At 70.5% G+C, this 22,018-nt stretch carries 25 protein-coding genes; 9 read left to right on the top strand and 16 right to left on the bottom strand.

Annotated features, from left to right (window positions below; genetic code table 11):
- The first annotated feature begins 73 nt into the window (after nucleotides 1-73).
- A complete protein-coding gene (locus ACWF7A_RS05265) occupies nucleotides 74-901 on the top strand; it encodes a M55 family metallopeptidase (RefSeq protein ID WP_452249162.1) in 828 nt (275 codons plus the stop codon).
- 43 nt (nucleotides 902-944) lie between these two features.
- Nucleotides 945-2,231, top strand: coding sequence for a M20/M25/M40 family metallo-hydrolase (locus ACWF7A_RS05260; RefSeq protein WP_452249161.1), 1,287 nt, complete (start codon nucleotides 945-947; stop codon nucleotides 2,229-2,231).
- Here ACWF7A_RS05260 and ACWF7A_RS05255 read toward each other — a convergent pair.
- From ACWF7A_RS05255 to ACWF7A_RS05230, 6 genes are read right to left on the bottom strand one after another with little or no spacing between them, the layout of a single operon-like run.
- Nucleotides 2,208-2,708: a pyridoxamine 5'-phosphate oxidase family protein gene (locus tag ACWF7A_RS05255; RefSeq protein WP_452249563.1), complete on the bottom strand. Its 501-nt coding sequence runs from the start codon at nucleotides 2,706-2,708 to the stop codon at nucleotides 2,208-2,210. The genes ACWF7A_RS05260 and ACWF7A_RS05255 overlap by 24 nt on opposite strands.
- Nucleotides 2,709-2,761: 53 nt before the next feature.
- Nucleotides 2,762-3,337 carry a pyridoxamine 5'-phosphate oxidase family protein gene (locus tag ACWF7A_RS05250; protein ID WP_452249160.1) on the bottom strand — a complete coding sequence of 192 codons (576 nt, stop codon included), beginning with the start codon at nucleotides 3,335-3,337 and terminating at the stop codon, nucleotides 2,762-2,764.
- A complete protein-coding gene (locus ACWF7A_RS05245; RefSeq protein WP_452249159.1) occupies nucleotides 3,330-3,536 on the bottom strand; it encodes a WYL domain-containing protein in 207 nt (68 codons plus the stop codon). The genes ACWF7A_RS05250 and ACWF7A_RS05245 overlap by 8 nt, the downstream gene beginning before the upstream one ends.
- 45 nt (nucleotides 3,537-3,581) lie before the next feature.
- A complete protein-coding gene (locus ACWF7A_RS05240) occupies nucleotides 3,582-4,160 on the bottom strand; it encodes a DinB family protein (protein ID WP_452249158.1) in 579 nt (192 codons plus the stop codon).
- Nucleotides 4,161-4,165: 5 nt separating this feature from the next.
- Nucleotides 4,166-4,756, bottom strand: coding sequence for a DinB family protein (locus ACWF7A_RS05235; RefSeq protein WP_452249157.1), 591 nt, complete (start codon nucleotides 4,754-4,756; stop codon nucleotides 4,166-4,168).
- Between the two features lie 13 nt (nucleotides 4,757-4,769).
- Entirely contained in the window at nucleotides 4,770-5,492 is a 723-nt protein-coding gene (locus tag ACWF7A_RS05230) for a class I SAM-dependent methyltransferase (protein WP_452249156.1), read from the bottom strand.
- A 103-nt stretch (nucleotides 5,493-5,595) separates the two neighbouring features.
- Here ACWF7A_RS05230 and ACWF7A_RS05225 point away from each other — a divergent pair, with 103 nt between their 5' ends.
- Nucleotides 5,596-7,257 carry a M14 family metallopeptidase gene (locus tag ACWF7A_RS05225; protein ID WP_452249155.1) on the top strand — a complete coding sequence of 554 codons (1,662 nt, stop codon included), beginning with the start codon at nucleotides 5,596-5,598 and terminating at the stop codon, nucleotides 7,255-7,257.
- A gap of 9 nt (nucleotides 7,258-7,266) precedes the next feature.
- Here ACWF7A_RS05225 and ACWF7A_RS05220 read toward each other — a convergent pair whose 3' ends face one another.
- The gene (locus tag ACWF7A_RS05220; RefSeq protein ID WP_452249154.1) at nucleotides 7,267-8,472 is read right to left on the bottom strand and encodes an FAD-dependent monooxygenase; all 1,206 of its coding nucleotides are present in this window, start codon (nucleotides 8,470-8,472) and stop codon (nucleotides 7,267-7,269) included.
- A gap of 86 nt (nucleotides 8,473-8,558) precedes the next feature.
- Between ACWF7A_RS05220 and ACWF7A_RS05215 the strand changes: the two genes are divergently transcribed.
- On the top strand, nucleotides 8,559-9,089 hold the full coding sequence (locus ACWF7A_RS05215; protein ID WP_452249153.1) for a TetR/AcrR family transcriptional regulator: 531 nt from the start codon (nucleotides 8,559-8,561) through the stop codon (nucleotides 9,087-9,089).
- Here ACWF7A_RS05215 and ACWF7A_RS05210 read toward each other — a convergent pair.
- Nucleotides 9,086-9,991, bottom strand: a complete 906-nt coding sequence (locus tag ACWF7A_RS05210) for a sulfite exporter TauE/SafE family protein (RefSeq protein WP_452249152.1) — start codon at nucleotides 9,989-9,991, stop codon at nucleotides 9,086-9,088. The genes ACWF7A_RS05215 and ACWF7A_RS05210 overlap by 4 nt on opposite strands.
- Before the next feature lie 180 nt (nucleotides 9,992-10,171).
- Between ACWF7A_RS05210 and ACWF7A_RS05205 the strand changes: the two genes are divergently transcribed.
- Together ACWF7A_RS05205 and ACWF7A_RS05200 are read left to right on the top strand one after the other, a co-directional pair.
- Nucleotides 10,172-10,660: a hypothetical protein gene (locus ACWF7A_RS05205; RefSeq protein ID WP_452249151.1), complete on the top strand. Its 489-nt coding sequence runs from the start codon at nucleotides 10,172-10,174 to the stop codon at nucleotides 10,658-10,660.
- Nucleotides 10,661-10,703: 43 nt separating this feature from the next.
- A complete protein-coding gene (locus tag ACWF7A_RS05200; RefSeq protein WP_452249150.1) occupies nucleotides 10,704-11,468 on the top strand; it encodes an alpha/beta fold hydrolase in 765 nt (254 codons plus the stop codon).
- A 160-nt stretch (nucleotides 11,469-11,628) separates the two neighbouring features.
- Here ACWF7A_RS05200 and ACWF7A_RS05195 read toward each other — a convergent pair whose 3' ends face one another.
- The 4 genes from ACWF7A_RS05195 to ACWF7A_RS05180 form a co-directional block, all read right to left on the bottom strand.
- Nucleotides 11,629-12,174 carry a TetR/AcrR family transcriptional regulator gene (locus ACWF7A_RS05195; protein ID WP_452249149.1) on the bottom strand — a complete coding sequence of 182 codons (546 nt, stop codon included), beginning with the start codon at nucleotides 12,172-12,174 and terminating at the stop codon, nucleotides 11,629-11,631.
- Between the two features lie 14 nt (nucleotides 12,175-12,188).
- Nucleotides 12,189-13,262, bottom strand: coding sequence for an agmatine deiminase family protein (locus ACWF7A_RS05190; protein WP_452249148.1), 1,074 nt, complete (start codon nucleotides 13,260-13,262; stop codon nucleotides 12,189-12,191).
- Between the two features lie 81 nt (nucleotides 13,263-13,343).
- Nucleotides 13,344-14,132, bottom strand: coding sequence for a pentapeptide repeat-containing protein (locus tag ACWF7A_RS05185; protein WP_452249147.1), 789 nt, complete (start codon nucleotides 14,130-14,132; stop codon nucleotides 13,344-13,346).
- A 6-nt stretch (nucleotides 14,133-14,138) separates the two neighbouring features.
- Nucleotides 14,139-14,540, bottom strand: a complete 402-nt coding sequence (locus tag ACWF7A_RS05180) for a winged helix-turn-helix domain-containing protein (protein WP_452249146.1) — start codon at nucleotides 14,538-14,540, stop codon at nucleotides 14,139-14,141.
- 48 nt (nucleotides 14,541-14,588) lie between these two features.
- Between ACWF7A_RS05180 and def the strand changes: the two genes are divergently transcribed.
- Nucleotides 14,589-15,161, top strand: a complete 573-nt coding sequence (def, locus tag ACWF7A_RS05175; RefSeq protein ID WP_452249145.1) for a peptide deformylase — start codon at nucleotides 14,589-14,591, stop codon at nucleotides 15,159-15,161.
- Here def and ACWF7A_RS05170 read toward each other — a convergent pair.
- On the bottom strand, nucleotides 15,101-16,108 hold the full coding sequence (locus tag ACWF7A_RS05170; protein ID WP_452249144.1) for a hypothetical protein: 1,008 nt from the start codon (nucleotides 16,106-16,108) through the stop codon (nucleotides 15,101-15,103). The two genes, def and ACWF7A_RS05170, sit on opposite strands and share 61 nt — an antisense overlap.
- A 329-nt stretch (nucleotides 16,109-16,437) precedes the next feature.
- On the opposite strand from ACWF7A_RS05170, the gene ACWF7A_RS05165 reads away from it, so the two are divergent.
- Entirely contained in the window at nucleotides 16,438-17,199 is a 762-nt protein-coding gene (locus tag ACWF7A_RS05165; RefSeq protein WP_452249143.1) for a hypothetical protein, read from the top strand.
- A 9-nt stretch (nucleotides 17,200-17,208) separates the two neighbouring features.
- Here the strand turns inward: ACWF7A_RS05165 and ACWF7A_RS05160 are convergent, their stop codons facing one another.
- Both ACWF7A_RS05160 and ACWF7A_RS05155 read right to left on the bottom strand, forming a co-directional pair.
- Nucleotides 17,209-18,708 carry a DNA/RNA non-specific endonuclease gene (locus tag ACWF7A_RS05160; RefSeq protein WP_452249142.1) on the bottom strand — a complete coding sequence of 500 codons (1,500 nt, stop codon included), beginning with the start codon at nucleotides 18,706-18,708 and terminating at the stop codon, nucleotides 17,209-17,211.
- Nucleotides 18,709-18,759: 51 nt separating this feature from the next.
- Nucleotides 18,760-20,019, bottom strand: coding sequence for an ArgE/DapE family deacylase (locus tag ACWF7A_RS05155; protein WP_452249141.1), 1,260 nt, complete (start codon nucleotides 20,017-20,019; stop codon nucleotides 18,760-18,762).
- Nucleotides 20,020-20,143: 124 nt separating this feature from the next.
- Between ACWF7A_RS05155 and ACWF7A_RS05150 the strand changes: the two genes are divergently transcribed.
- Nucleotides 20,144-20,581 (top strand): Lrp/AsnC family transcriptional regulator, encoded by a 438-nt coding sequence (locus tag ACWF7A_RS05150; RefSeq protein ID WP_452249140.1) that lies wholly within the window; start codon nucleotides 20,144-20,146, stop codon nucleotides 20,579-20,581.
- On the opposite strand, the gene ACWF7A_RS05145 is transcribed toward ACWF7A_RS05150, so the two are convergent.
- Complete coding sequence (locus ACWF7A_RS05145; RefSeq protein ID WP_452249139.1) at nucleotides 20,582-21,991, bottom strand: hypothetical protein; 1,410 nt, start codon at nucleotides 21,989-21,991, stop codon at nucleotides 20,582-20,584. It lies immediately after the preceding gene.
- Nucleotides 21,992-22,018: the final 27 nt, after the last annotated feature.

Genomic DNA, 22,018 nt, shown 5'->3' with positions numbered 1-22,018 from the left:
GCAAGCAACGCGCACAACTTCACCCGCACGAAAACCCCTCTTCCCCAGCAGCCCACCGCTAACTTACCGAGATGTGCGGATCATGATCTCGGCGGACATGGAAGGCGCCACCGGAGTCACCTGGACCGGGGACGTCGTCCCCGGTACCGAGCAGTGGCAACGGTTCCGGCGCCTGTTCACAGCAGACGTCAACGCCTGCGTCACCGGCCTGGTCGCGGGCGGAGCGCGGCAGGTGCTCGTCAACGAGGCGCATTCCTCGCAACGAAACCTCCTGCTCGAAGACCTCCACGACGCGGCACGCCTGCTCACCGGCCGGCACAAGCCGTTGTCGATGATGCAAGGTATCGACTCCGATGTGGACGGAGTGGTGTTTCTCGGCTACCACACCGGCGCGGGCGCCCGCGGCGTGCTCGCCCACACCTACCTGGAGAACTCGGTCACCGGCGTCTGGCTCGACGGCGTACCCGCCTCCGAGGGCCGGCTCAACGCCGCGCTGGCCGCCGAGCACGGCGTTCCCGTGCTGCTCGTGACCGGTGACGACCTCACGTGCGAGGACGCCGCCTCCTACGCCGCGTCGGCGTGGACCGTGGCCGTCAAGGAGTGCGTGTCGCGCTACGCGGCCGTGTGCCTGCCACCGGCCGTGACTTCTTCACAGATCACAGAAGCCGCCACCGCGTCGATGTCCACGGCAGGGCGTGTCACCGGCGTGGTGGCGCCGCACCGCATCGAGATCGAGTTCGACGCCACGCACCTGGCCGACGCCGCCGCGATCGTGCCCACCGTCGACCTGCTCGGAGCGCGCCGAGTCGGGTTCGACGCCGCGTCCATGACCGAGGCGATGAAGGCGTTCAAGGTCGTCACCCACATCGCGGCCGCCGCGATCGAGGACGTCTACGGCTGACCGGTGACGATTCCACGTGACCGGTCCGGATACGGTGACATTCATGCCGCTGGACGTCGCGCAGGTCTGCGCACAGCTGATCCGCTTCGACACCACCAACCGCGGCGGCGGTGACTCCGCCGGCGAACGCGAGGCCGCCGAGCACGTCGCGGCGCTCCTGCACGACCACGGAGTGCCCGCCACGCTGCTCGAACCGGCCCCGCGGCGCACCAACGTCCTGGCCCGCGTCCCCGGCACCGACCCGTCGCTGCCCGCCGTGCTGGTCCAGTCCCACCTCGACGTCGTGCCCGCCGACCCGGCCGAGTGGAGCTTCGACCCGTTCGCCGGGGAGATCCGCGACGGGTTCGTGCACGGCCGCGGCGCGGTGGACATGAAGGACATGGCGGCGATGACGCTGACCGTGCTCAGCCGCTGGCACGCCGAGGGCCGCCGTCCGCGCCGCGACGTGGTGCTGGCGTTCGTCGCCGACGAGGAGGACCAGGGCGTCCACGGGGCGCACTGGCTCGTGGAGCACCACGCCGCCCACTTCGCCGGGGTCCAGGCGGCGATCAGCGAGTCCGGCGCGTTCTCCTACGACGTCGACGGAGTGCGGCTCTACCCGATCGGCACCGCCGAGCGCGGCACGTCGCACATGAAGCTCACCGCCACCGGCCGCGCCGGGCACGGGTCGCGGCGCAACGACCAGAACGCCGTCACCGCGCTCGTCACGACCCTGGGCCGCATCGCCGCGCACCGCCACCCCGTGCGGCTCACCCCGACCGTCGAGGCGTTCCTCGTGGGCGCGGGCAAGGCCCTGGGCGTGGAGGTCGACCTGGACGACGTCGACGGCACGCTCACCCGGCTCGGCCCCGCGGCCAAGCTCGTGGAGAACACCGTGCGCTGCTCGACCACGCCGACGATGCTGCAGGCCGGGTACAAGGTCAACGTCATCCCCGGCACCGCCACCGCCCAGCTCGACGTCCGCACGCTGCCCGGCACCGTCGACGAGCTCGTCGCCACCATCGACTCGCTGCTGTCCGACGGCGTCCGCCGCGAGTTCCTCGAGCACCAGCCGCCCGTCGAGTCCCCGATCGACACGCCCTGGTTCGCCGCCATGGCCGACGCGCTGCGCGACGAGGACCCCGCCGCCGCGGTCGTCCCGTACTGCCTGGGCGGCGGCACCGACGCCAAGGCGTTCAGCCGGCTGGGCATCCACTGCTACGGCTTCTCGCCGCTGCGGCTGCCCGAGGGCTTCGACTACCGGGCGATGGCGCACGGCGTCGACGAACGCGTCCCCGTCGAAGGCCTGGAGTTCGGCGTGCGCGTCCTAGACCGCTTCCTGTCGAGCTGACCGGCGCTCCACCAGCTCCTGCACCGCGCTGGGCAGCGCCGTCTCGAAGTCGATCAGCTTCGCCCACGTCGGCGTCACCACGATCCGCACCATGCCGTCGTAGAGCGAGCGCACCTCGCGCTCCCACTCCACCCGCTGCCGCGCAGACATCGCGTAGCTGCCGTTCATCTGCAGGTACTCGTCCGGGATGCCCTTGACGACGTCCAGCTCGGCGGTGCCGCGGATCAGCAGGATCTTCGGCGGGTGCACCTCGGTGTCGATCGTCAGCGCCACCACCGGGTTCGCCCGCAACGCGGGCAGCTTCGGCGCGTTCGTCGACGTGCACAGCACGATCTGCTCGCCGTTCCAGGTGTGCGCGATCGGGATCGCGCGCGGCGTGCCGTCCTTGGCCACGTACGCCATCCGCAGCATGTCGCGCGCCAGCAGCTCCCTGCTGTGCGGACGGTCCAGCACCTCGGCGATCTCGCTCTTCGTCATCGTCATGCCCCGGGGACGGAGCCGCCGCGCCGTTCTCGACATCCCCGCCGGAGCTAGCGGGGCGGCAGCGGCAGCTCCACGGCGGGCAGACCGTCGATGCTCGCGTTGTTGTACGGCTTGTTGTTCGTGTACTCGCGGAACTCCTCGTCGCTCTTGCGACCGAAGTAGTCCGCGTGCAGGTCCCGCTCGCTGCGGTAGTCCATGAACGGCACCGCGAACCCGCACGTGTCGCTGACCAGCTCCGCGCGCACCACGATCACCGCCCGCAACGCCGGCCCGTCCGCCTCCCCGAACCCCGCCACCAGCTCCGCGAACCGCGGGTCGTCGCGGAACACCGGCTCACCGCGGCCGTGCACGCGCACGATGTTCGGCGGCCCCTCGAACGCGCACCACATCAACGTCACGCGCCCGTTCTCCCGCAGATGCGCGATCGTCTCGGCGTGACTGCCCCCGAAGTCCAGGTAGGCCACCGTGCGGTCGTCGAGGACCCGCAACGTCCCCTGCCGGCCCTTGGGCGAGAGGTTGACGTGCCCGTCACCCGCCAGCGGAGCCGTCGCCACGAAGAACACCTTCTGGTTCTCGATGAACTCCCGCAGCCGCGGCTCGATCCGCTCGTATTCCTTACCCATGCTCAGCAGTATCGATCGCCTCGCTGCACCTGTCAGCCGTCTTTCCCAGGTGGTGAACCCGCGGGCGCACCCGGTCCGCGTGGAACGTGCGCCAGTCCTGTCGCGCGACGTCCCGGCCGACCAGGTTCCAGCGGCCGCGGGTGTGCACCAGCCGGCAGGGCTCGATCTCGCGGCGGTCCTGCTCGCCGCCGAACCTCACGTGGTCGCACCGCCGTGCCGACCCAGGGGTGTGTCCCGGCCTCGCTCAGGCCTGCCCGGACGCCTTGCGCGCCTCCAGCTCCACCCGGTCGCGGTAGGCCTGCCAGTCCTGGTCGGGCAGGTTCGAGGTGCCCGACCGCAGCCCCGCCACGCCGTCGAGGCCCTCGCGCAGGATGTCCGCGTGCCCGGCGTGCCGGTTCACCTCCGCGATCTCGTGCACGAGCAGCAGGTGCAACGTCACGTACTTGCGCTCCTCGGGCCACCACGGCACGACACCCGGCGCGTCGAGCGGAAGCTCCTCGATGCTCGTGTCGGCGAACGCCGTCGCCCGCGCGAACAGCCCGAGCACGTCCTCCCGCGACTCCCCGGCGGTGGCGAACATGTCCGAGTTCGGGTCGGCGTCCACGTCGAACGGCAGCTTCTCCGGGAACGGCCGGCCCAGGCAGTCGCCGAAGTAGCCCGCCTCGACCCCGGCCAGGTGCTTGACCAGGCCCAGCAGGTTCGTGCCCGTCGGTGTCAGCGGGCGGCGCACGTCGTACTCCGACAGGCCCTCGAGCTTCCACAGCAGCGCGGCGCGGGCGGCCTTCAGATAGCGGTGCAGGTCGGCTTTCGGATCAGTGGCCATGCCCCTCACCCTCGCAGAGCCGGGTCCGCAGCGGCGGCGATTTCCTCCAGCCGGGCGTGGTGCCCCGCCCACCACGACGCGTCCACCTCGGGCATGTTCGTGTTGCCGTCCTTCATGCCCACCGCGCCGTCGACCAGCTCCCGCACCACGTCCGCGTGCCCGGCGTGCCGGTGCAGCTCGACGATCACGTCCAGCAGCACCTCCCGCAACGACACGGACCGCCGGCTCTCCGACCACCACGGCACCACCCCCGGCGCGTCCACCGCCAGCCCCGCGATCGTCTCGTCGGCATACGCCCGCACCCGCCCGTAGAAGGCGACGACCGACTCCCGCGACTCGCCGGGCTCGGCGTACATGTCCGAGGCCGGTGACGCCTGCGCCGTCGACCACACCGGCGCGTCGGGGAACGGACGGCCGAACACGCGGCCGAAGTAGTTGAGCTCCACCCCGGCCGCGTGCTTCACCAGCCCCAGCAGGTTCGTGCCCGTCGGCGTCAACGGCCGCCGCACGTCGTACTCCGACAGGCCCTCGAGCTTCCACAGCAACGCGTCGCGTGCCTCGTCCAGATACCGCAGCAGAAGTGCCTTCTCGTCCACACCGGGAAGCGTCTCAGACGGCACCGACAGTTCTGAGGACCAGCAGGTCCAGGTGGTCCACCACGGGCCCGGACTCGGTCGCGGCCGCCTCGAGCAACCGCTCCCTGCCCGCCGCGAACTCCTGCGCCGACAGCGACCTCAGCAGCGTGTCCGCCTCCTGCCGCAGCGTCGACGCCTTGTCCGCCAACGACGCCGCCGTCACCTGGGGCACCGGCTCCAGCCGGTCCACCGCGAACCCCGTTCCGTCCGCGACCTCGGCGACCGTCGGGAACCCCGACAGCGCCCGCACCGCCTCGGGGAAGAACCGGAACAACCCGATCCCGTGATGCCGTTCGCGGAACAACGACCGCAGGACCACCACCCCGCCCGGCCGCAGCACCCGCCGCAACTCCACTCCGGCGGCGGGCAGATCGCGCACGTGGTGCACGACCGTCGACATCCACACCACGTCCACCGACGCGTCCGGCAACGGGATCGCACCCGCGTCACCGGTGAGCATCGCCAACCCCGACGCCGCACGCATGTCCGCGGACGGCTCCACCGCGACCACGGACACCTCCGGGAACCACGCCCCGAACGCCCGCACGAACAACCCCGTGCCCGCCCCCAGATCCAGCGCCACGCGTCCCGGCGCGAAATACGGCGCCACCGCGTCCCTCCACGACGACAACCCCTCGAGCGCGATCTCGCGTGCCACCCGGTACGAGGTGGCTTCTTCTACGTCGTAGCGCGTCATCCCACCAGCTAACGCCATACGGATGGCGGGATGACAGTGAGGCTTCACACGCACTAAACATCGGGGTGCCATGTCCTGCCGTGGTACGAAAGGGTTGCCCTGCATGCGAAAGAGCCATCTCAGACCCCTGATCGGGGTCACCGTCGCCGCGAGCGTCGTGTTCGCCATGGGAGGCGTGCCCACCGGCGCGGCCCCCGGCGCCGAGGAAACGTCGACGAACTACCAGGTCAGCAACGTTCGCACCGCTGAACAGCGCACCAAGCTCGCCAAGTCCGGTGCCGCCATCGACTCGGTCGAGGAACACGGCATCGTCGTGATCACCGCGACCTCGCGCGAGGCCAAGAACCTCAAGGCACAGGGCTTCGAGGTCACCGAGCTGCCCAAGCGGATGGAGGCGAGCTCGGCCATCGGCCCGTTCGACTTCCCCGCGGCGGACTCGAACTACCACAACTACGCCGAGATGACGACGGCGATCAACAACGCCGTCGCGGCGTACCCGAACCTGATCAGCAAGCAGGTCATCGGCAAGACCTACGAGAACCGCGACATCCTCGCCCTCAAGATCAGCGACAACGTCGCGACCGACGAGAACGAGCCCGAGGTGCTGTTCACCGCGCACCAGCACGCGCGTGAGCACCTCACCGTCGAGATGGCGCTGTACCTGATCAACCAGTTCACGAGCCAGTACGCGTCCGACGCGCGCATCAAGGGCCTCGTGGACACCCGCGAGATCTGGATCATCCCGGACGTCAACCCCGACGGCGGCGAGTACGACATCGCGACCGGCACCTACCGGTCGTGGCGCAAGAACCGGCAGCCCAACGCCGGTTCCAGCAACGTCGGCACCGACCTCAACCGCAACTGGAACTACAAGTGGGGCTGCTGCGGCGGTTCCAGCGGCAGCACCGGTTCGGAGACCTACCGCGGGCCGAGCGCGGAGTCCGCGCCCGAGGTGAAGGTCGTGGCCGACTTCGTGCGCGGCCGCAACGTCGGCGGCAAGCAGCAGATCACCGCGTCCATCGACTTCCACACCTACAGCGAGCTCATCCTGTGGCCGTGGGGCTGGACCTACGACGACGTCGCCCCGGGCCTGACCCAGGACCAGCGCGACACGTTCGCCACCATCGGCCAGTCGATGGCGTCGACGAACAACTACACCCCCGAGCAGTCCAGTGACCTCTACATCACCGACGGGTCGATCCCGGACTGGCTGTGGGGCACGCAGGGCATCTTCGCCTACACCTTCGAGATGTACCCCGGCAGCGCCGGCGGCGGCGGCTTCTACCCGCCCGACGAGGTGATCCCGGCGCAGACCGCCCGCAACAAGGAGGCCGTGCTGCAGCTGCTCGACCGCGCCGACTGCCCGTACGAGGCGATCGGCAAGGAAGCGCAGTACTGCGGCGTGAACCCGCCCGACCCCGGTGGCAAGTTCTTCGAGAACGCCGCGGACTTCCAGATCAGGGACAACACCACGATCAACTCCCCGATCACCTCGTCCGGCCTGACGGGCAACGCCCCGTCGACGCTCAAGGTCGCCGTGGACATCAAGCACACCTACCAGGGCGACCTGAAGGTGGACCTGGTGGCTCCGGACGGCACCGTGTACGTGCTGCACAACCGTTCCGGCGGCGGCACGGACAACATCAACACCACCTACACCGTCAACGCCTCCAGCGAGGCCGCCAACGGCACGTGGCAGCTGAGGGTCAACGACAACGCCAACCAGGACACCGGGTTCCTCGACAAGTGGAGCCTGCAGTTCTGAGGTGAGCCGTCAGGGCGCCGGCGTACCGGCGCCCTGACGGTCGTAGTCCTTCACGCGCATCGAGTCGTGCATCCGCAGGCCCTGCGAGTTGAGCCTGGCCAGCGGCCGCACCAGCCACGACGGCATCGACGTCAGCACCTGCGCGCCCCTTGTCAGCCCCCACACACCCAGCCTGGTCGACGGGATCAGCGTCTTCGCGGCGGTGAGGGCGAACGTCCTGCTCCGGTGCACCAGGTCCCGCATCTCGTTCTCGTAGCGCGCGAACGCCGCCGTGTGGTCACCGCCCGCGGACAGCTCGCCCGCCAGCACGTACGCGCCCAGCACCGCGAGGCTCGTGCTGCCGCCGACCGCCGGACCGGGGCAGTAGGCCGCGTCCCCGACGAGTGCCACCGGCCCGCGTGACCAGGTGTCCGTCCGCAGCTGGGTGATCGAGTCGAAGTAGAACGCGCCCTCGCCGTCGAGGTGCCGCAGCCACGAGTCGACCTCGGGGTGCAGTCCCCGGAACGCCTGCCGCAGCAGGTCCTTCTGCCGTGCCACGTCCCGGTGGTGGCAGGACAGCTCGGGCGAGCGGAACAGGAACACCGCGCGTGCGTCGTCCAGGTGCCGTGCGCCGTACACCGCCGCCGTACGTCCCGGCCCGATGTGCCCGGTCATCTCGCCCGGCAGGCCCAACTCCTTCGGTACGGACAACACCGCCAGGTACGCGCCGACGAACGTCTTGTCGACCTCCCCGAACACGAGCCGGCGCACGTTCGAATGCAGCCCGTCCGCCCCGATGACCAGGTCGAACCGGCGCGGCGCACCGACCTCGAAGGTCACCTCGTCGCCGATGGACGTGATCGAGTCGCCGAACACGTACTCGACGTCCTCGCGGGTGACGTCGTGGTAGATCTCGCTCAGGTCGTCGCGCATGACCTCGACGTGCCGGTCCGACGCGGCCGCGAACAGCTTCGTGACGTCGGCGCTGATCGGCTTGCGCGTCCCCTCCCGCAGGTACGTCAGCCGCGTGGTGCCGGTCGCCAGCGCCTCGATGCGCGGCAGCACGCCCATGCGTTCGGAGATGTTCATCGCCGGCTTGAACAGGTCCACCGCGTGCCCGCCGGTCCTGCGCAGCACCGGTGACCGCTCCACCACCGTCACCTCGTGCCCGTACCGGGTCAGCCAGTAGGCGAGCACCGGACCGGCGATGCTGGCCCCGGAGACGAGTATTCGCACGTCAAAGCTCCTTACTTAACGGTCGGTAAGTGAACTGGCGTGAGCGTACACCCGCGACTTACCGACCGTTAAGTAACATTCGGCGCGTGGCCAAGTCCGACACCAAACAGCGGATCATGCAGACCGCGCGCGAGCTGTTCGCCTCGCAGGGCGTGCAGCAGACCAGCCTGCAGGAGATCGCCGACCGCCTCGGCATCACCAAACCCGCGCTGTACTACCACTTCGCCTCACGCGAGGAGCTCGTCCGCAGCATCGTCACACCGCTGCTCGACGACGGCGAAGGGTTCCTCGCACGCATGGAGGAACGTCAGGACGTGCCGCCGGTGGAGCTGATCGAGGGCTTCTTCGACTTCCACCACCGCCACCGCAAGGACATGATGCTGCTGCTCACGGAGCTGACCACGCTCGCGGAGCTCGGCCTGATCGACGTCGTGCTGTCCTGGCGCGCCCGCCTGACCCGGCTCGTGTTCGGCACCGAGGCGACCCTGGAGCAGCAGGCGCGCGCGGTGCTGGCGTTCGGTGGCATGCAGGACTGCACCATGCAGTTCCCCGACACACCCGTCGAGGAGCTGCGCGCGGCGACCGTGACGGCGGCGCGAGCAGCCCTGGGGATCTAGACCTTCTCCGCCTCGGCCACGACCGCGCGCTCCTCGTCGCGGCTCGCCCGGTACCGCTGGATCGAGTACGCCAGCGCCGCCGCCCACACCACGTAGATCAGCCCGTAGATCGGCCACTTCACCGCGTCGCTCGCGTCGATCCAGTCGCTGCGCAGCAGGGTGCGGACGTTGGTCAGGATGATCACGCCACCGACCGCCGAGCCCAGCACGCGCGGCGGGATGTGCCGGACCAGCCACGCCGCGATCGGCGCCGCGATCAGGCCACCGGCCAGCAACGCGAGCACCCACGTGAAGTTCACGCCCTCGTTGCCGATGCCGACGAAGAAGCCCACGCTCGCCGCCACGGCGACGAGGAACTCGCTGGTGTCGATCGACCCGATCGTCTTGCGAGGCTCCAACCGGCCGCTCGCGAGGATCGCCGGGGTGCCGACCGGGCCCCAGCCACCGCCACCGGTCGAGTCGACGAACCCGGCGACCAGGCCCAGCGGCGCGAGGAACCTCTTGCGCAGCGGCTTGCCGAGGGTGGTCTTGGGCAGCCCGAACGTGGTGAACCGGATCAGCACGTACAGGCCGAGCGCGAGCAGCACCAACGACATGATCGGCGCCGCCACCTCGGTCGACAGGCTCGACAGGAACGTCGCGCCGGCGAACGCGCCCACCGCGCCCGGGATGCCGATCTTCGCGACGACCTTCCAGTCGACGTTGCCGAAGCGCCAGTGCGAGAACCCGGACGCCAGCGTCGTGCCGATCTCGGCGAGGTGCACCGTCGCCGAGGCCGCCGCCGGGTTGGTGCCGATCGCCAGCAGCAGCGTCGTGGAGGTGACGCCGTAGGCCATGCCGAGGCTGCCGTCGACGAGCTGGGCCCCGAGGCCCACCAACGCGAGGAGGAGCAGTTGTCGCATGCCGGCGTCCAATCCGTCGCAGGGCGGTGATGGTCATCATCCGCAGCCGGGCACCGTCCGCCAACGGTGACCACATGCCGGAACCCTTGGCCGCCAAGGCTTGCCAATCCCGGCGGACGCGCGTCAAAAGCCGCCGTTCGGACGCTGTCGGTCCGTGCCGGGAAGGACGAACATCACGCGGTGCCCCTCCGCCGCGCCTGGGTGCTGCCGCTGACACCGACCGCCGTCGTGCTCCTGATCACGATCGCCCTCGTCCCGGTCACCGGTTCCCACGAAGCCTGGCCGCTCGCCGTCCCGATCACCGCCGTGCTGCTCGCGACCGCCGTCGCGGCCGCCGCCGGGCGCGCGTCGGGTGAGCCCGCCGAGCACCCCTGGCCGATGGCCGTCGTCACCGGCGTGATCACCGCCGCCACACCGTTCGCGGTCGGCGGTCTGCTGGGAGGTCCGGTACCGCCGCTGGTCGTGGTGCCGTGGCTGGTGTTCGGCCTCGGCGCCGGGTACTGGCAGCTCCAGCTGTGCGAGGGAGCGCGATCACGCCCCCTGCACGCCGCCATAGGATTCAGCTGCACCCTCGTGTTCACCGCCGTGACGCTGCTGCTCGCAGTGGTGTCCGCGCGGCTCGTTGACCAGATGAGAACGGACTCTCGAAACCGCTCTCGGCCCGTCTGAGCGCGAGGTAGGGTCCGGAAACCGATTAACCGCCGGGAGAGACATGCGTGCCGTCGAGATCAGACCTGGGGTCCGGATCCGCTGGGTCGAGGTGCCGGGTGCCACTCCGGCACGCGTCTACCTGCACGGACTGGGCGCCTCGTCGGCGCCCTACTACGCCGAGGCCGTCGCGCACCCGCTGCTCGCCGGGCGCCGCAGCCTCATGCTGGACCTGCTCGGCTTCGGCATCAGCGACCGGCCCCCGGGCTTCGCCTACTCGCTCGAAGGCCACGCCGACGCCCTCGCCGTCGCGCTCGCGAAGATCGGCCTGCGCCGCTGCGAGATCATCGGCCACAGCATGGGCGGCGCCGTCGCCATCGTGCTCGCCGCGCGCCACCCCGAGATGGTGCGCTCGCTCGTGCTCGTCGACCCCAACATCGACCCCACCACCCCGTCCCTCGGCGCCCCCGGCAGCCGGGGCATCGCCGCCTACAGCGAGGCGGACTTCCTCAGCCACGGCTTCGACCGCGTGCTGCGCGACGTGGGCCCGCACTGGGCCGCCACCATGCGCATGGCAGGCCGCGAAGCCCTCTACCGCAGCGCCGTCGACCTCGTCCGCGGCACGTCCCCGACGATGCGGAAACTGTTGCTGGAACTGGAGATCCCGCGCGTTCTGCTGCACCCCGAGGACGCACCTCCCGGCGGCGGCCGCGAACTCGCTGGCGCCGGCGTCCAGCTCGTCTCCGTGCCGCACACCGGCCACAACATCATGATCGACAACGTCGAGGGCTTCGCCCGCGCCGTCGCCCAGCAACGCCTCTCGGTCTAGGCGCTGTCCTGCAAGTCTCGTTGGGCGACAGTAGCGGGCGAAGGACCCGGAGGCGGCACCGCCGCAACGCCCGAATACGCCCGGTATGAGGGCATCGCGGCGGCACCGCCTCCAGGTCTCTCGCCCACGCCTGTCACCGAACGAACTTGCAGGACAGCGCCTAGTCCAGCTCCCGGGCGATCGCGCCGGCCAGCAGCTCCCGCGCCCGCCGCAGGGTCAGCGAACCGCTGTGCCAGCGCTCGCTCAGCCCCTCGACGAGCGCGGTGAGCCGTTCGGCGGCCGCCGCCGCGTCGAGCTCCGGGTTCGCTTGCCGCACCAGGGTTTCGACGTCGGAGTTCCACGACTCGGTGGCGGTGCGCAACGTCGCGCGCAGCTCCTCGTGGAACGCCGCACTGGCCCGCAGCTCACCCCACGCGACGCTCGTCTCCCGCACCCTCGCGTCGTCCTGCAGCTCACCCAGGAGCATCTGCTCGACGCGGGTGCGCGGGTCGCCGGACTCGACGCCGTCGGTGTAGGACTGCGCCCGCTGGTTCACGTGCTCGAGCGCGGCCCGCAGGATCCCGGCGCGGTCCTTGAAGTGGTAGTAGATCAACGCCGTGGACACCCCGGCCTCGGCCGCGAGCTTCTCGACCCGCAGCCCGCGCACACCGTCCTGCGCGATCACCCGCACCGCGGCCTCGAGCATCTGGGTCCTGCGCTCCGACACGGGCGCCCTCCTCGCTACTGGGGTTCCTGCTGCGTGGTGCAGTGGATGCCGCCCCCGCCCGACGCGATGGCGTCGATGTTGATCTGCACCACCGTACGTCCGGGGAACAGCCGTTCCATCGTCGCCTTCGCCGCGGCGTCCGCCCGCCGGTCACCGAACTCCGGCCCGACCACCGCGCCGTTGCACACGTAGAAGTTGACGTACCCGGCGGCGAAGTCCTCGTCACGCACCCGCACCGTCTCGGGCCCTTCCAGCACCTCGACCCGCAGCGGCCTGCCCACCGCATCCGCGGCGGAACGCAGGATCTCCAGGTGACGACGGGTCACCTCGTAGTCGAACGACTCGGGGTCGTTGTCCAGCCCCGCCACGACCACGCCGGGCCCGGCGAACCGCGCGTAGAAGTCCGTGTGGCCGTCGGTGATGTCGCGCCCGGCGATGCCCGGCAACCAGATCACCTTCCTGATCCCCAGCAGGTGCGCGAGCTCGGCCTCGACGTCGCTCTTCCTCCAGCCCCGGTTGCGGTTGCCGTTGAGCACGCAGCTCTCGGTGATGATCGCCGTGCCCTCACCGTCGACCTCCAGCGCACCACCCTCCAGCACCAGATCCGTGCGCACCCGCTGCGCACCGGCCTGACCTGCGACGACCGAGGCGACCTTCGCGTCACGACGGTGCTCCTGCTTGCCACCCCAGCCGTTGAAGTTGAAGTCGACCGCCCCGCCGCCGCGGACGAAGACCGGCCCGGTGTCGCGCATCCACAGGTCGTCGAGCTCGGCGGTGACCAGCTCGACCCCCGGCAGCAGCGGCCGGGCGATCTCCAGGTCCTCCGCGCGGACCAGCACCGACACCGGCTCGAAGCGGGCGATCGTCGTCGCGATCGTGGCCTGGTCACGCCGGACCTTCGGCAGATCAGGACCCCAGATGCCCTCGCTGGCGGCGAACGCCATCCACGTCCGCCGGTGCGGCTGCCCCTCCTCGGGCATGACCCACGACTTCTCGCCGGCGGTGGTGCCGCCGCTCTCGCTCCCGCACCCGGCGAGCAGACCGCTGATGGCCGCTGCCGCCGACTGCACGAAGTTGCGCCTGTCCATAACCCCAAGGTAATCCTGACTAAAATTTCAGTCAAACCGAATGCCTGGTAGAGAGGCTGGTCACTCGGACAGTGGGTCGTGTCAGCGGCGCCTGGCGGGCTGCGCCGTCCAGTGCGACGGCCTCGACAGCGCCTCGGGCAGCTTCGTCCTCGCGTTGCCCCGTGCCGCGTTGACCTGCGGCTGGGTCAGGAACAGGCACGTGCTCAGGTCCGCTCCCGACAGCTCCGCGCCGCGCAGGTCGGCCCCGATCATGTCCGCGCGCGACAGGTCGGAGTTCGTGAGGTCCGCGCCGATCAGGTACGCGCCGCGGAAGTCCGCGCTGCTCAGGTTCTTGTTGCGCAGCCGCGCGCCGATCAGGTCCGCGCCCCGGTAGGACTTCGTGCTGGTCCGCAGCCGTTCGCTGGTGCGCAGCAGCAGGACGTTCACCTTCGCCCGGATCTCCGCAACGTCGAGCGCGAGGATGTCGTCCGGCGCGGCGACGGTGTGCTGTTCGACGTCGGCGTAGGCCTGGGCGAGGTCGTCGTGCGGGTCGAGGCGGCGCGCCTCGGCGAGGTACCAGAGCAGTTCGTGCAGCTGCCGCACGACCGGGAACACCGCGAACATCTTCTGCCGCTCGCCGTCACGCCAGCTCGTGCCGCCGAACACCGTCTGCGAGACGCGCTGGCCCGCGCCGAAGCAGTCGTAGACCGTGCAGCCGGGATACCCCTTCTGCCGCAGCTGGTCGTGGATGCCGCAGGAGTGGTCCGCCAGCAGGTTCCGGCAGGGGGTACCGGCGTCCTTGGTGGCCGCGAAGTCCGCCGACCTGGCGAACGGCAGCGCGACGCAGCACAACCCGAAACAGTTGGCGCAGTCGCCTTTCAGCTCGTCCATCGCCGGTCAGCCTACTGGGTCGCCGGTGCGCAACCTGATCTCCGCCGTCACGGCCACCGCACCGTCCGGGCGCGTACCCCGGTCGCGGTAGCGGAACAGCAGCCGCCGGATCGACGCGCCGATCTCCGCCATCTCCTCCGGGGTGACGTGGACGAGCGCGCTGAACCCGTCGTCCGCCGGCTCGTCGTCGGTCTCCCACCGCAGCTGCCACGGCCGTGCCTTGCCGCCCTGGTGCGGCGCCTCCTCGATCAGCCCCAGCTCAGCGAGCTGCCGCAGGTGGAAAGAGCACAACCCGGAGCTCTGCCCGAGCCGGGCGGCGGCCTGGGTCGAGGTCAGCGTGCCGTGCTCGGCCAGCAGGTCGAGCAGCGCGAGGCGCACGGGATGGTCCGGAAGCGGGCGTCGGGACATGACGGCCACCCTACCGACAACTTTGCAAAGACTGCTACTTTGCAAAGCATGCCTGGTTCACCACGCCGCATCACCGTCGTAGGCGAAGAGATCCTGACCCGCCGCTGCCGCGAGGTCACCGAGTTCGGCACGCCCGAGCTCACCCAGCTGATCGAGGACATGATCGCCACCAACCACGTCGCCGAGGGCGCCGCCGTCGCCGCGAACCAGGTAGGCGTCGACCTGCAGCTGTTCGTGTGGGACATGCGCGACGAGTGGGGCACCCGCCACACCGGCCACATCCTCAACCCCGTGCTCGACGACCTGCCCGCCGACCAGCGGAAACTCCTCGAGGAACCGGAAGGCTGCCTGTCTGTGCCCGGCCCGTACCGCGTCGTCGCCCGCCCCGACCGCGCGATCGTGCGCGGCCAGGACAAGGACGGCAACCCGATCGTCGTCGAGGGCAAGGGCTACTTCGCCCGCTGCCTGCAGCACGAGACCGACCACCTGCACGGCCGCCTCTACCTGGACCGCCTCACCCAGCGCGAACGCAAGTCCGCCCTGCGCGAGATGGCCGCCTCTCAGGACGAGGTCTTCGCCCGCCGCGCCGCCCGCAGCTCCTCCGCCGCCTCGTCCAGCTGACGTTCCGCGCGCTCAGCCCGGGTCAACGTCTGAGCGCGCGCGTCCTCCACGACGGCGAGCGTCTGCCGCACCGCCGCCACCTGCTCCGCGCTCTCCTGCCTGACCTGCGCGAACCGCGTCTCGAACTCCCCGCGTGACCGCTCCAGCTCGGCCCGCGCGTCGGCGGCGGCCTGCTCGGCGCGTTCGGCCCGCACCACAGCCTGGTCGCGTGCCTTCGCGGCCCGGCTGACGGTCTCCGCCGCCTCCGCGCGCGCCTGCTCGACCCGCGCCGCCGCGTCGCTACGAGCCTGGTCAGCGGCCCGTCCGGCCTCGGCCACCTCCGCCTCGGCACGCTCCACCGCGGCCTGAGCCTCCGCGCGCGCCCGCTCGACGGAGGCCTGCGCCTCGGCACGGGCCTGGGCCACTTCGGCCTGGGCTTCGGTGCGGGCCTGTTCGATCTCCTTGGCCGCCTGCCGCCGAGCCTGCTCCGCGTGCTTCACCGCGTCGGCCTTGGCCTGCTCCGCCTCGGCCCGGATCTCCTCGATCACGGCCGCCGCCTGCACCCGGACCTCGGAGATCTCGGCCTCGGCGCGTTCGCCGGCGACCCGTGCCGCCTCGCGAGCCTCGTCCCGTTCCGTCACCGCGGTGTCGACGGCGTCATCGGCTTCCTCGGCCGCGCGCACCGCCTGCTCGGTGGTCTCCTCGGCGACCTTGCGCGCCTGCTCGGCCTCGTGCCGGCGTCGTTCGGCGGAGGCCACCTCGGCCTGCGCCTCCGCGACCCGGCGCGCGGCCTCGGCCTCCGCCGCCTGCACCATGCTCTCGGCGACGCTCGGGTCGGCCATCGCGTTCAGCTCGCCGACGGCCCGTCCGAGGGTCTGCGTCATCTGCTCCGACAGCACCCGGAACCGGTCGAGGAGCTCTTCAGCCCTGATCTTGGCGGTACCGGAGACCCTGGGGAGATTCGTCACGGTGACGACCTCCAGGTTTTGCTCGGGGGTTTCCGCCAGCCGCTGCCTCTCCCGCCACGCCCGCCAGCGCGTGTGCTCCGGCAGATCGCAGTACTCCGAGGGCCTGCCAGGCCCACCACCTCGAAAAACAGGCCGCTCGCAGCCGGGGAAGTTACAGCTCGTTTCCACCTGAATAGCGTAGCAGAATTACGTGTGCACTAACGTTATCCAACGTAACGCTACCTAATCGGGCGAGAAAAGTCTGGCCGCCGATAAGTGAACATTATCGGCGGCCAGGATCGGCGGCCAGGATCGGCGGGCGGAGAGTTCCGTTGGCAGCCTCAGGTGCCATGATCAAGCCGGATGAGCCGCAGCCAGGGGGCACGAAAAACATGGGCATCGACTTCGACTACGAGTTCCACGTGCATCGGCGGGACGTCCGCCGCTTCTTGACCGCGGCCGCAAAACTGTGCGACCCGCAGGAGTCACGCTGGACGACCGTGCTCCTCCCCGACGGCACCTCGATGAGGCTGCCCGGCACTCACCGCTTCATCAGCGGCACGACGGTGGAGCTGGCCGGACTGAACCTCGACCTGTCCCTCTGCTTCCCGCAGGACGAACCGCTGCGCGTGCACCGGGCCGAGGAGACCGATCAGACCGAGTCCGCACAGGTCGTGATCGGCTACATCTACCTCAGCGTCAGCGACACCTTCGCCGTGCTGCCGGAGCACTGGAGGTTCACGTTCATGACGGCGACCTCCGCGCAGAGCAGGCTGTTCCTGAGCTCGCCCTCCGTCCGGGAGACCTTCGCGACGCTGGCTCTGACGACCGGCGCCACGCTGTGCCTGCTCGACAACGACCTGGGCGGACCCAAGATCGTCGTGACGGCGCAGGACCATCGCGTCTCCACCCGAGTTCCCGGGCCGTGCCTGCTGTGGAACGCGAGCGGGCACGACGTGGAAGCATTCGAGGAGTTGACGTCCCGGCTGGCCGGACAGCCCGCGGACCAGCCGAAGTGGATCATCGGGCCGGAGCATCCCGACCACGCGGCCGCCGTCGACAGCCTCGCCGACTACGCGCGGGTGGCGCCGCACCTCTGGTCCGGCCCGTGACGCGGCTCGTCAGTGGATCGTGTAGTTGGCGACCGTGCGGCGGATGATCTCCTTGCCGGTGCACAGATCTCGGGCCACCACCTCGATCGCGACCGGCGACAGGACGCGGCCCTCGTAGACCGGAGTCGCCGTGTACTCGACGCACGTGCTCGGGTTCAGGGTGACGAACTCCTCGACGTAGGACTCGACGTCCACGTACATCCGGATGTTCTGCAGACCGCCGAACGGCACCAGGTTCTCCATTCCCCCGCTGCCGCCGAGAACCCTGGCGAGCAGGTGGGCCCGGTGCTGGCCGGCGACGACACCCGAGTAGCCGGCCGGGTCCTCCAACGGGCGTTGACCCGACCACGTGCGGCCGCGCATCGTGGCGCGGACCCCGGTCGCGCGGCCTAGTGAGTCGAGGCCGCCGTAGGTGGCGTGCGTACCGGGCAGGCACTCGCAGTCGCCGTCACCACCGTCGGGTTTCTCCTCCTGGGCGGGGTCGGTGTCCGCGAGACCACCGGGAGGAAGGGTGCCGCCCCACTTGTCCATCTGCGCGTTGATCTCCTGGGTGTGCGCGATGGCGTAGGCGACCCCGAGCGTGACCGCGACGCCCACGAGGGTGAGCACGACGAACACCGGCGCCTTCACGGCGAGGCCGAACGCGCCGCGGCGCGCCACGGTCTGGGTCGTGATCGGTACGAGCCGGCCTGCGACGATGCGGTAGATGCCGCTGGCCTCACGCGCGGTCTTCGCGAGGTCGACCGCGGGCAGCGCGCTCAGGACGACCACCGGGCCACTGGCGAGGGGACGGCCGCCGATGGACGCGCCCTCGCCCCGGGCCAGTTCGGAGTCGACGGCCACGATGCGTTCGCCGCCGGTCTGCTGCTGTTCGGCCACGGGGCCGAGGTCCCGATCGCCGACGACCAGGTGGGCGGACCTGTCGGGCACGTCGACGCCCCGGTCCTTCGCCGTTTTCGCGACCTTGCCCGCGATGCGTTCGCTGTGGTCGTGCGCGACCTCGGCCAGGCCGCGGATCGCGTCGGGCGGGAGTTTCGCCAGCCGTGCGGCGATGTCCTGGTCGGACATGACGTGCAGCTGACGGGTCACCGCGTCCCACTCACCGGCGCGGACACCCTGCTCGTAGGCCTGGTAGATCCGGCCGATGCGGGCGACCTCCGCCCGTCCCCTGTCGAGGGCCGCGATGATCGTCTGCTCCTGCGGCCACCCGGCCAGGTGCACCGCGACGGCGGCCCTGGTGTTGGCGGCCTCGCCCACGGACAGGCCCGCCGAGAGCCGCACGATGTCGGCGTCGTTGAACCCGTTGAGCCGGGTGGCGACCGTCTGCCACTCACCGGCCTGGATCGCCCCGCGCAACGCGGTGAGCAGGTCCGATCGCGACGCGCGTTGCACCGCGAGCCGCTGGACGAGCCCGGTGACGGCCCTGTTGCCCACGGCTCTCTGCAGCGCGTGGGCGGGGGCGTGTGCGAGCGGGCTCCGGGTGGGCGCGACGGCCTGGTGGTGGAGCATGTCACCCAGGGTGGTGCGCCCAGGCGTTCAGGACAACGGCCGCAAGGGCAGTCAACCGACCGTCCTCAGGGTGGCCAGGACCAGAGCCCGCGCCACGGTGACGACCTCGCTGACGGACACCTGCTCCTGCGGCCCGTGGGCGAACCGCACGTCACCCGGCCCGTACTGCAGCGTCGGAATTCCCCGGCCCGCGTACAAGCGCAGGTCACTGCCGTACGGAGCACCCTGCTCGGCGGGCCGTGCGCTCCGCGTGACGTCGGCGTGCGCGTCCGCGACCAGCGCCGCCAGCGGGTGCCCGGCCGGCAACCGTCCGCTGGCGAACTGACCACCGGGCCACGTCACGACAGCGGGGTGCGCCCGCAGCCACGGGTCCGACGCGCAGGCCTCGGCCACGCACAACTCCAGTTCGGCACGGGCCTGCGCGGGATCCTCGCCCAACGCCACGCCCAACCGTCCCTCGGCGACCAGCAGATCCGGCACGCTGCTCGCCCAGTCACCGGCCTGCAGCGTGCCGACCGACAGCGGGTACGGGATCTTCCACCCGGACATGAGCGGATCGGCGACGGCGTTGCGCCGGGACTCCAGGCGGGCGAGCGCGGCGTGGATCGGCAGGTAGGCGTCGATGGCGCTGACCCCGGCGTACCGGGTGCTGCCGTGCGTGGCCTGACCGGGGACCTCGATGCGGAACGTGAGCGCGCCGCCGTTGGCGACCATCAACGCGCCGCTGGTCGGCTCGGTGATGATGCAGGCGTCACCGGTGTGGCCGCGCTGCAGCGTGCCGAACGCGCCGAGCCCGCCGTCCTCCTCGCTGACCACGAAGTGCACCGACACCTGCCCCCGCAGCGTCGCCTCCGCCGCACGGATCGCGGCCAGCGCGGCGAGGATCGCCACCACACCGGCCTTCATGTCGCACGCTCCCCGGCCGTGCACCACGTCGCCGGCGACGCGCGGGCGGAACGGATCGCCCTCCCACTGCGCCAGGTCACCCGGCGGGACCACGTCGACATGCCCCTGCAGGATCAACGTCGGCCCGTCGCCCTTCGTGCTGTCGCCCACCAGCCCCCACGCCTCCGAACGCGGCGCTTCACCACCGGGGAAGTCCTGGTGAGCACGCAGCGAGGGCAGATCCATCGACCACAGGTCGACGTCCAGGTCCAACCGCTCCAGATGCCCCGCCAGCACGTGCTGCAGGTCGGACTCCGCCGCACTGCCCGTCACACTCGGCACCTCGAGCAGCTCCAGCAGGAGCCGGCCGATCGCGGCCTCGTCCACCGCGGCCAGGGCCGCCGCCTCGACGTCGTTGATGGTCACGAGCCGTGAGACTAGGTTCGCGAGCCACACGCAAACAATCACCAAAACCGGCGTCCACCTGCGAATTCTTTGCAAAGATCACCGCGCCGTGGCAATTGCTTGCAGCAGGCCTGATCCTCTGGGCATGGACGACATCGACGAAGCGATCATCCGCTGCGTGCTGCACAACGCCCGCGCCACGTACGCCGAGATCGGCAAGGCGGCAGGGTTGTCGCCGTCCGCCGCGAAGAGACGACTCGACCGCCTCGTGGCCACCGGCGCGATCCGCGGTTTCAGCGCCCTGATCGACCCGCAGGCGATGGCGTGGCACACCGAGGCGTTCGTCGAGGTCTACTGCGCGGGCAACCCGACGCCGGCCGAGCTGACCAAGGCGCTGGAGGACATCCCCGAGGTCGTCGAGGCCTGCACGGTCTCCGGTGCGGCCGACGCGATGCTCTACGTGCTGGCCCGCGACATCCCGCACCTGGAGCAGGCGATCCAGCGGGTGCGGTCGACCGCTCCGGTGGAGCGGACCGAGAGCGCGATCGTGCTGTCCAGGCTGCTGACCAGGCCCCGCGTCTGACTACGAGCCCTTCCCGAACGCGCCGAGCGTCAGGAAGCGGAGGAGCTTGTCCGCGGTGTGACGCCCCTGCCGGTGTTCGCCGCCGACCTCACGCGCCTGGCGTTTTCTTTCGACGCCGTCCTCGGTCATGAGATTGAGGAACGGGCGGGCGCCGTCGAGCCCGATCACCTGCTGGACGCAGGCCTGGATCATCCGGGCAGCTGTCTGCCAGTCCGGTTCCTGCTTCGGACTGCGCAGTTCGAGGATCGCGGCAGGTGTCATGTCTCGGGGCTGATCGCTGTAGACGACCTGGTCGGTTCGGTTTCCGAGGGCTCCGAACCCTTCGTGGAGCTCCTCCAGCACCTCCAAGAGCTGCTCGGCGGGCACAGACCCTTGCCTCCATTCGATACCGATCCGCAGAGCGGCAGCTCGTTGCCCGTCCTGAAGACCACCTGCCTTGCCGCCGGCGGAGAGCAGGTCAGCGCCCTGCGGCCGACTCATCGCTCGCAACCACTCACGCCTCGTCGTCGTGTTGCCGTAGACGAACTCGAGGCCCTTGTCCTGGTACTTGACGTCCTGGGAGAACACGGGCGCGGCTCCGGTCTCGGTCCCACCGATCGTGAGCCCTTCCACGAGCGCCGCGACCCAGGCGTACTGGCGCAGGCGGATCGTCTCCTGCTCGGTCGCCGGGAGCATCGTGAACATGGTGGCTAAGTCCGTGCGCGCCATGACCGGTACGAGCTCCTTGAGCAGATGGACCTGTCTCCTCACGTCGCCGGCCACGAGGTAGGAGCGGACCAGCTGGATCAGCCCGACCAGTTCCGGGCTCGGGCTCGCCCCCACGACCTGCTGGGCCGCCTCGATCGACCACCGTTCGCCGGGCACCGCCACCTCAGCGAGCCCCGTGCTGCCGAGGGCGGCCTGCAGTGCGGCCAGGCGCGAGAGAGGCACACCCACCGTCATCTGCATGAACGGCTTGAACTTGCGGTAGCCGTACAACTGGAAGCCGGATCGTCCACCCGTGAGCTTGTCAGAACTGAACGCCCGCCTGCCGACGCGCTTGTCGAGCTCGTGGATGGTGTCCTCGACCTCGGCGATGAGAGTGTTCAGGCCATGGTCGTCCACGACGCCGGGCGGATGCGAGACGATCTCGAGCGCGGACCTGTCGGGACCGTCCTCCGCCTGCAGCTGGAACTCATCCCGGACCGCGATGGGAACGCTCTTGCGCACTCGTCCTGGCGCTTCCTTGGAGGTGCTGACCACCGACCATTGGCTGTCCTCGAGCTCGATGCCGACGTTGCGCTGCACCGACAACAGCCGGCTCATCGCCCGGTTGCCCGCCGCGCTCTGCAACGCCATCAACCCGGCACGAGTCGGCCTCGGCACGGGTGCGGCCTGCTCACGCCGCGGCTCCGGCAAATGGTCGCGCACACTGCCTCCCGCGGAGTAGTCGCAGTG

The organism is Lentzea sp. NPDC055074 (genome assembly GCF_053608005.1).
The sequence above is the reverse complement of the archived record's forward strand: the minus strand, read 5'-3'. Positions and strand labels throughout refer to the sequence as shown.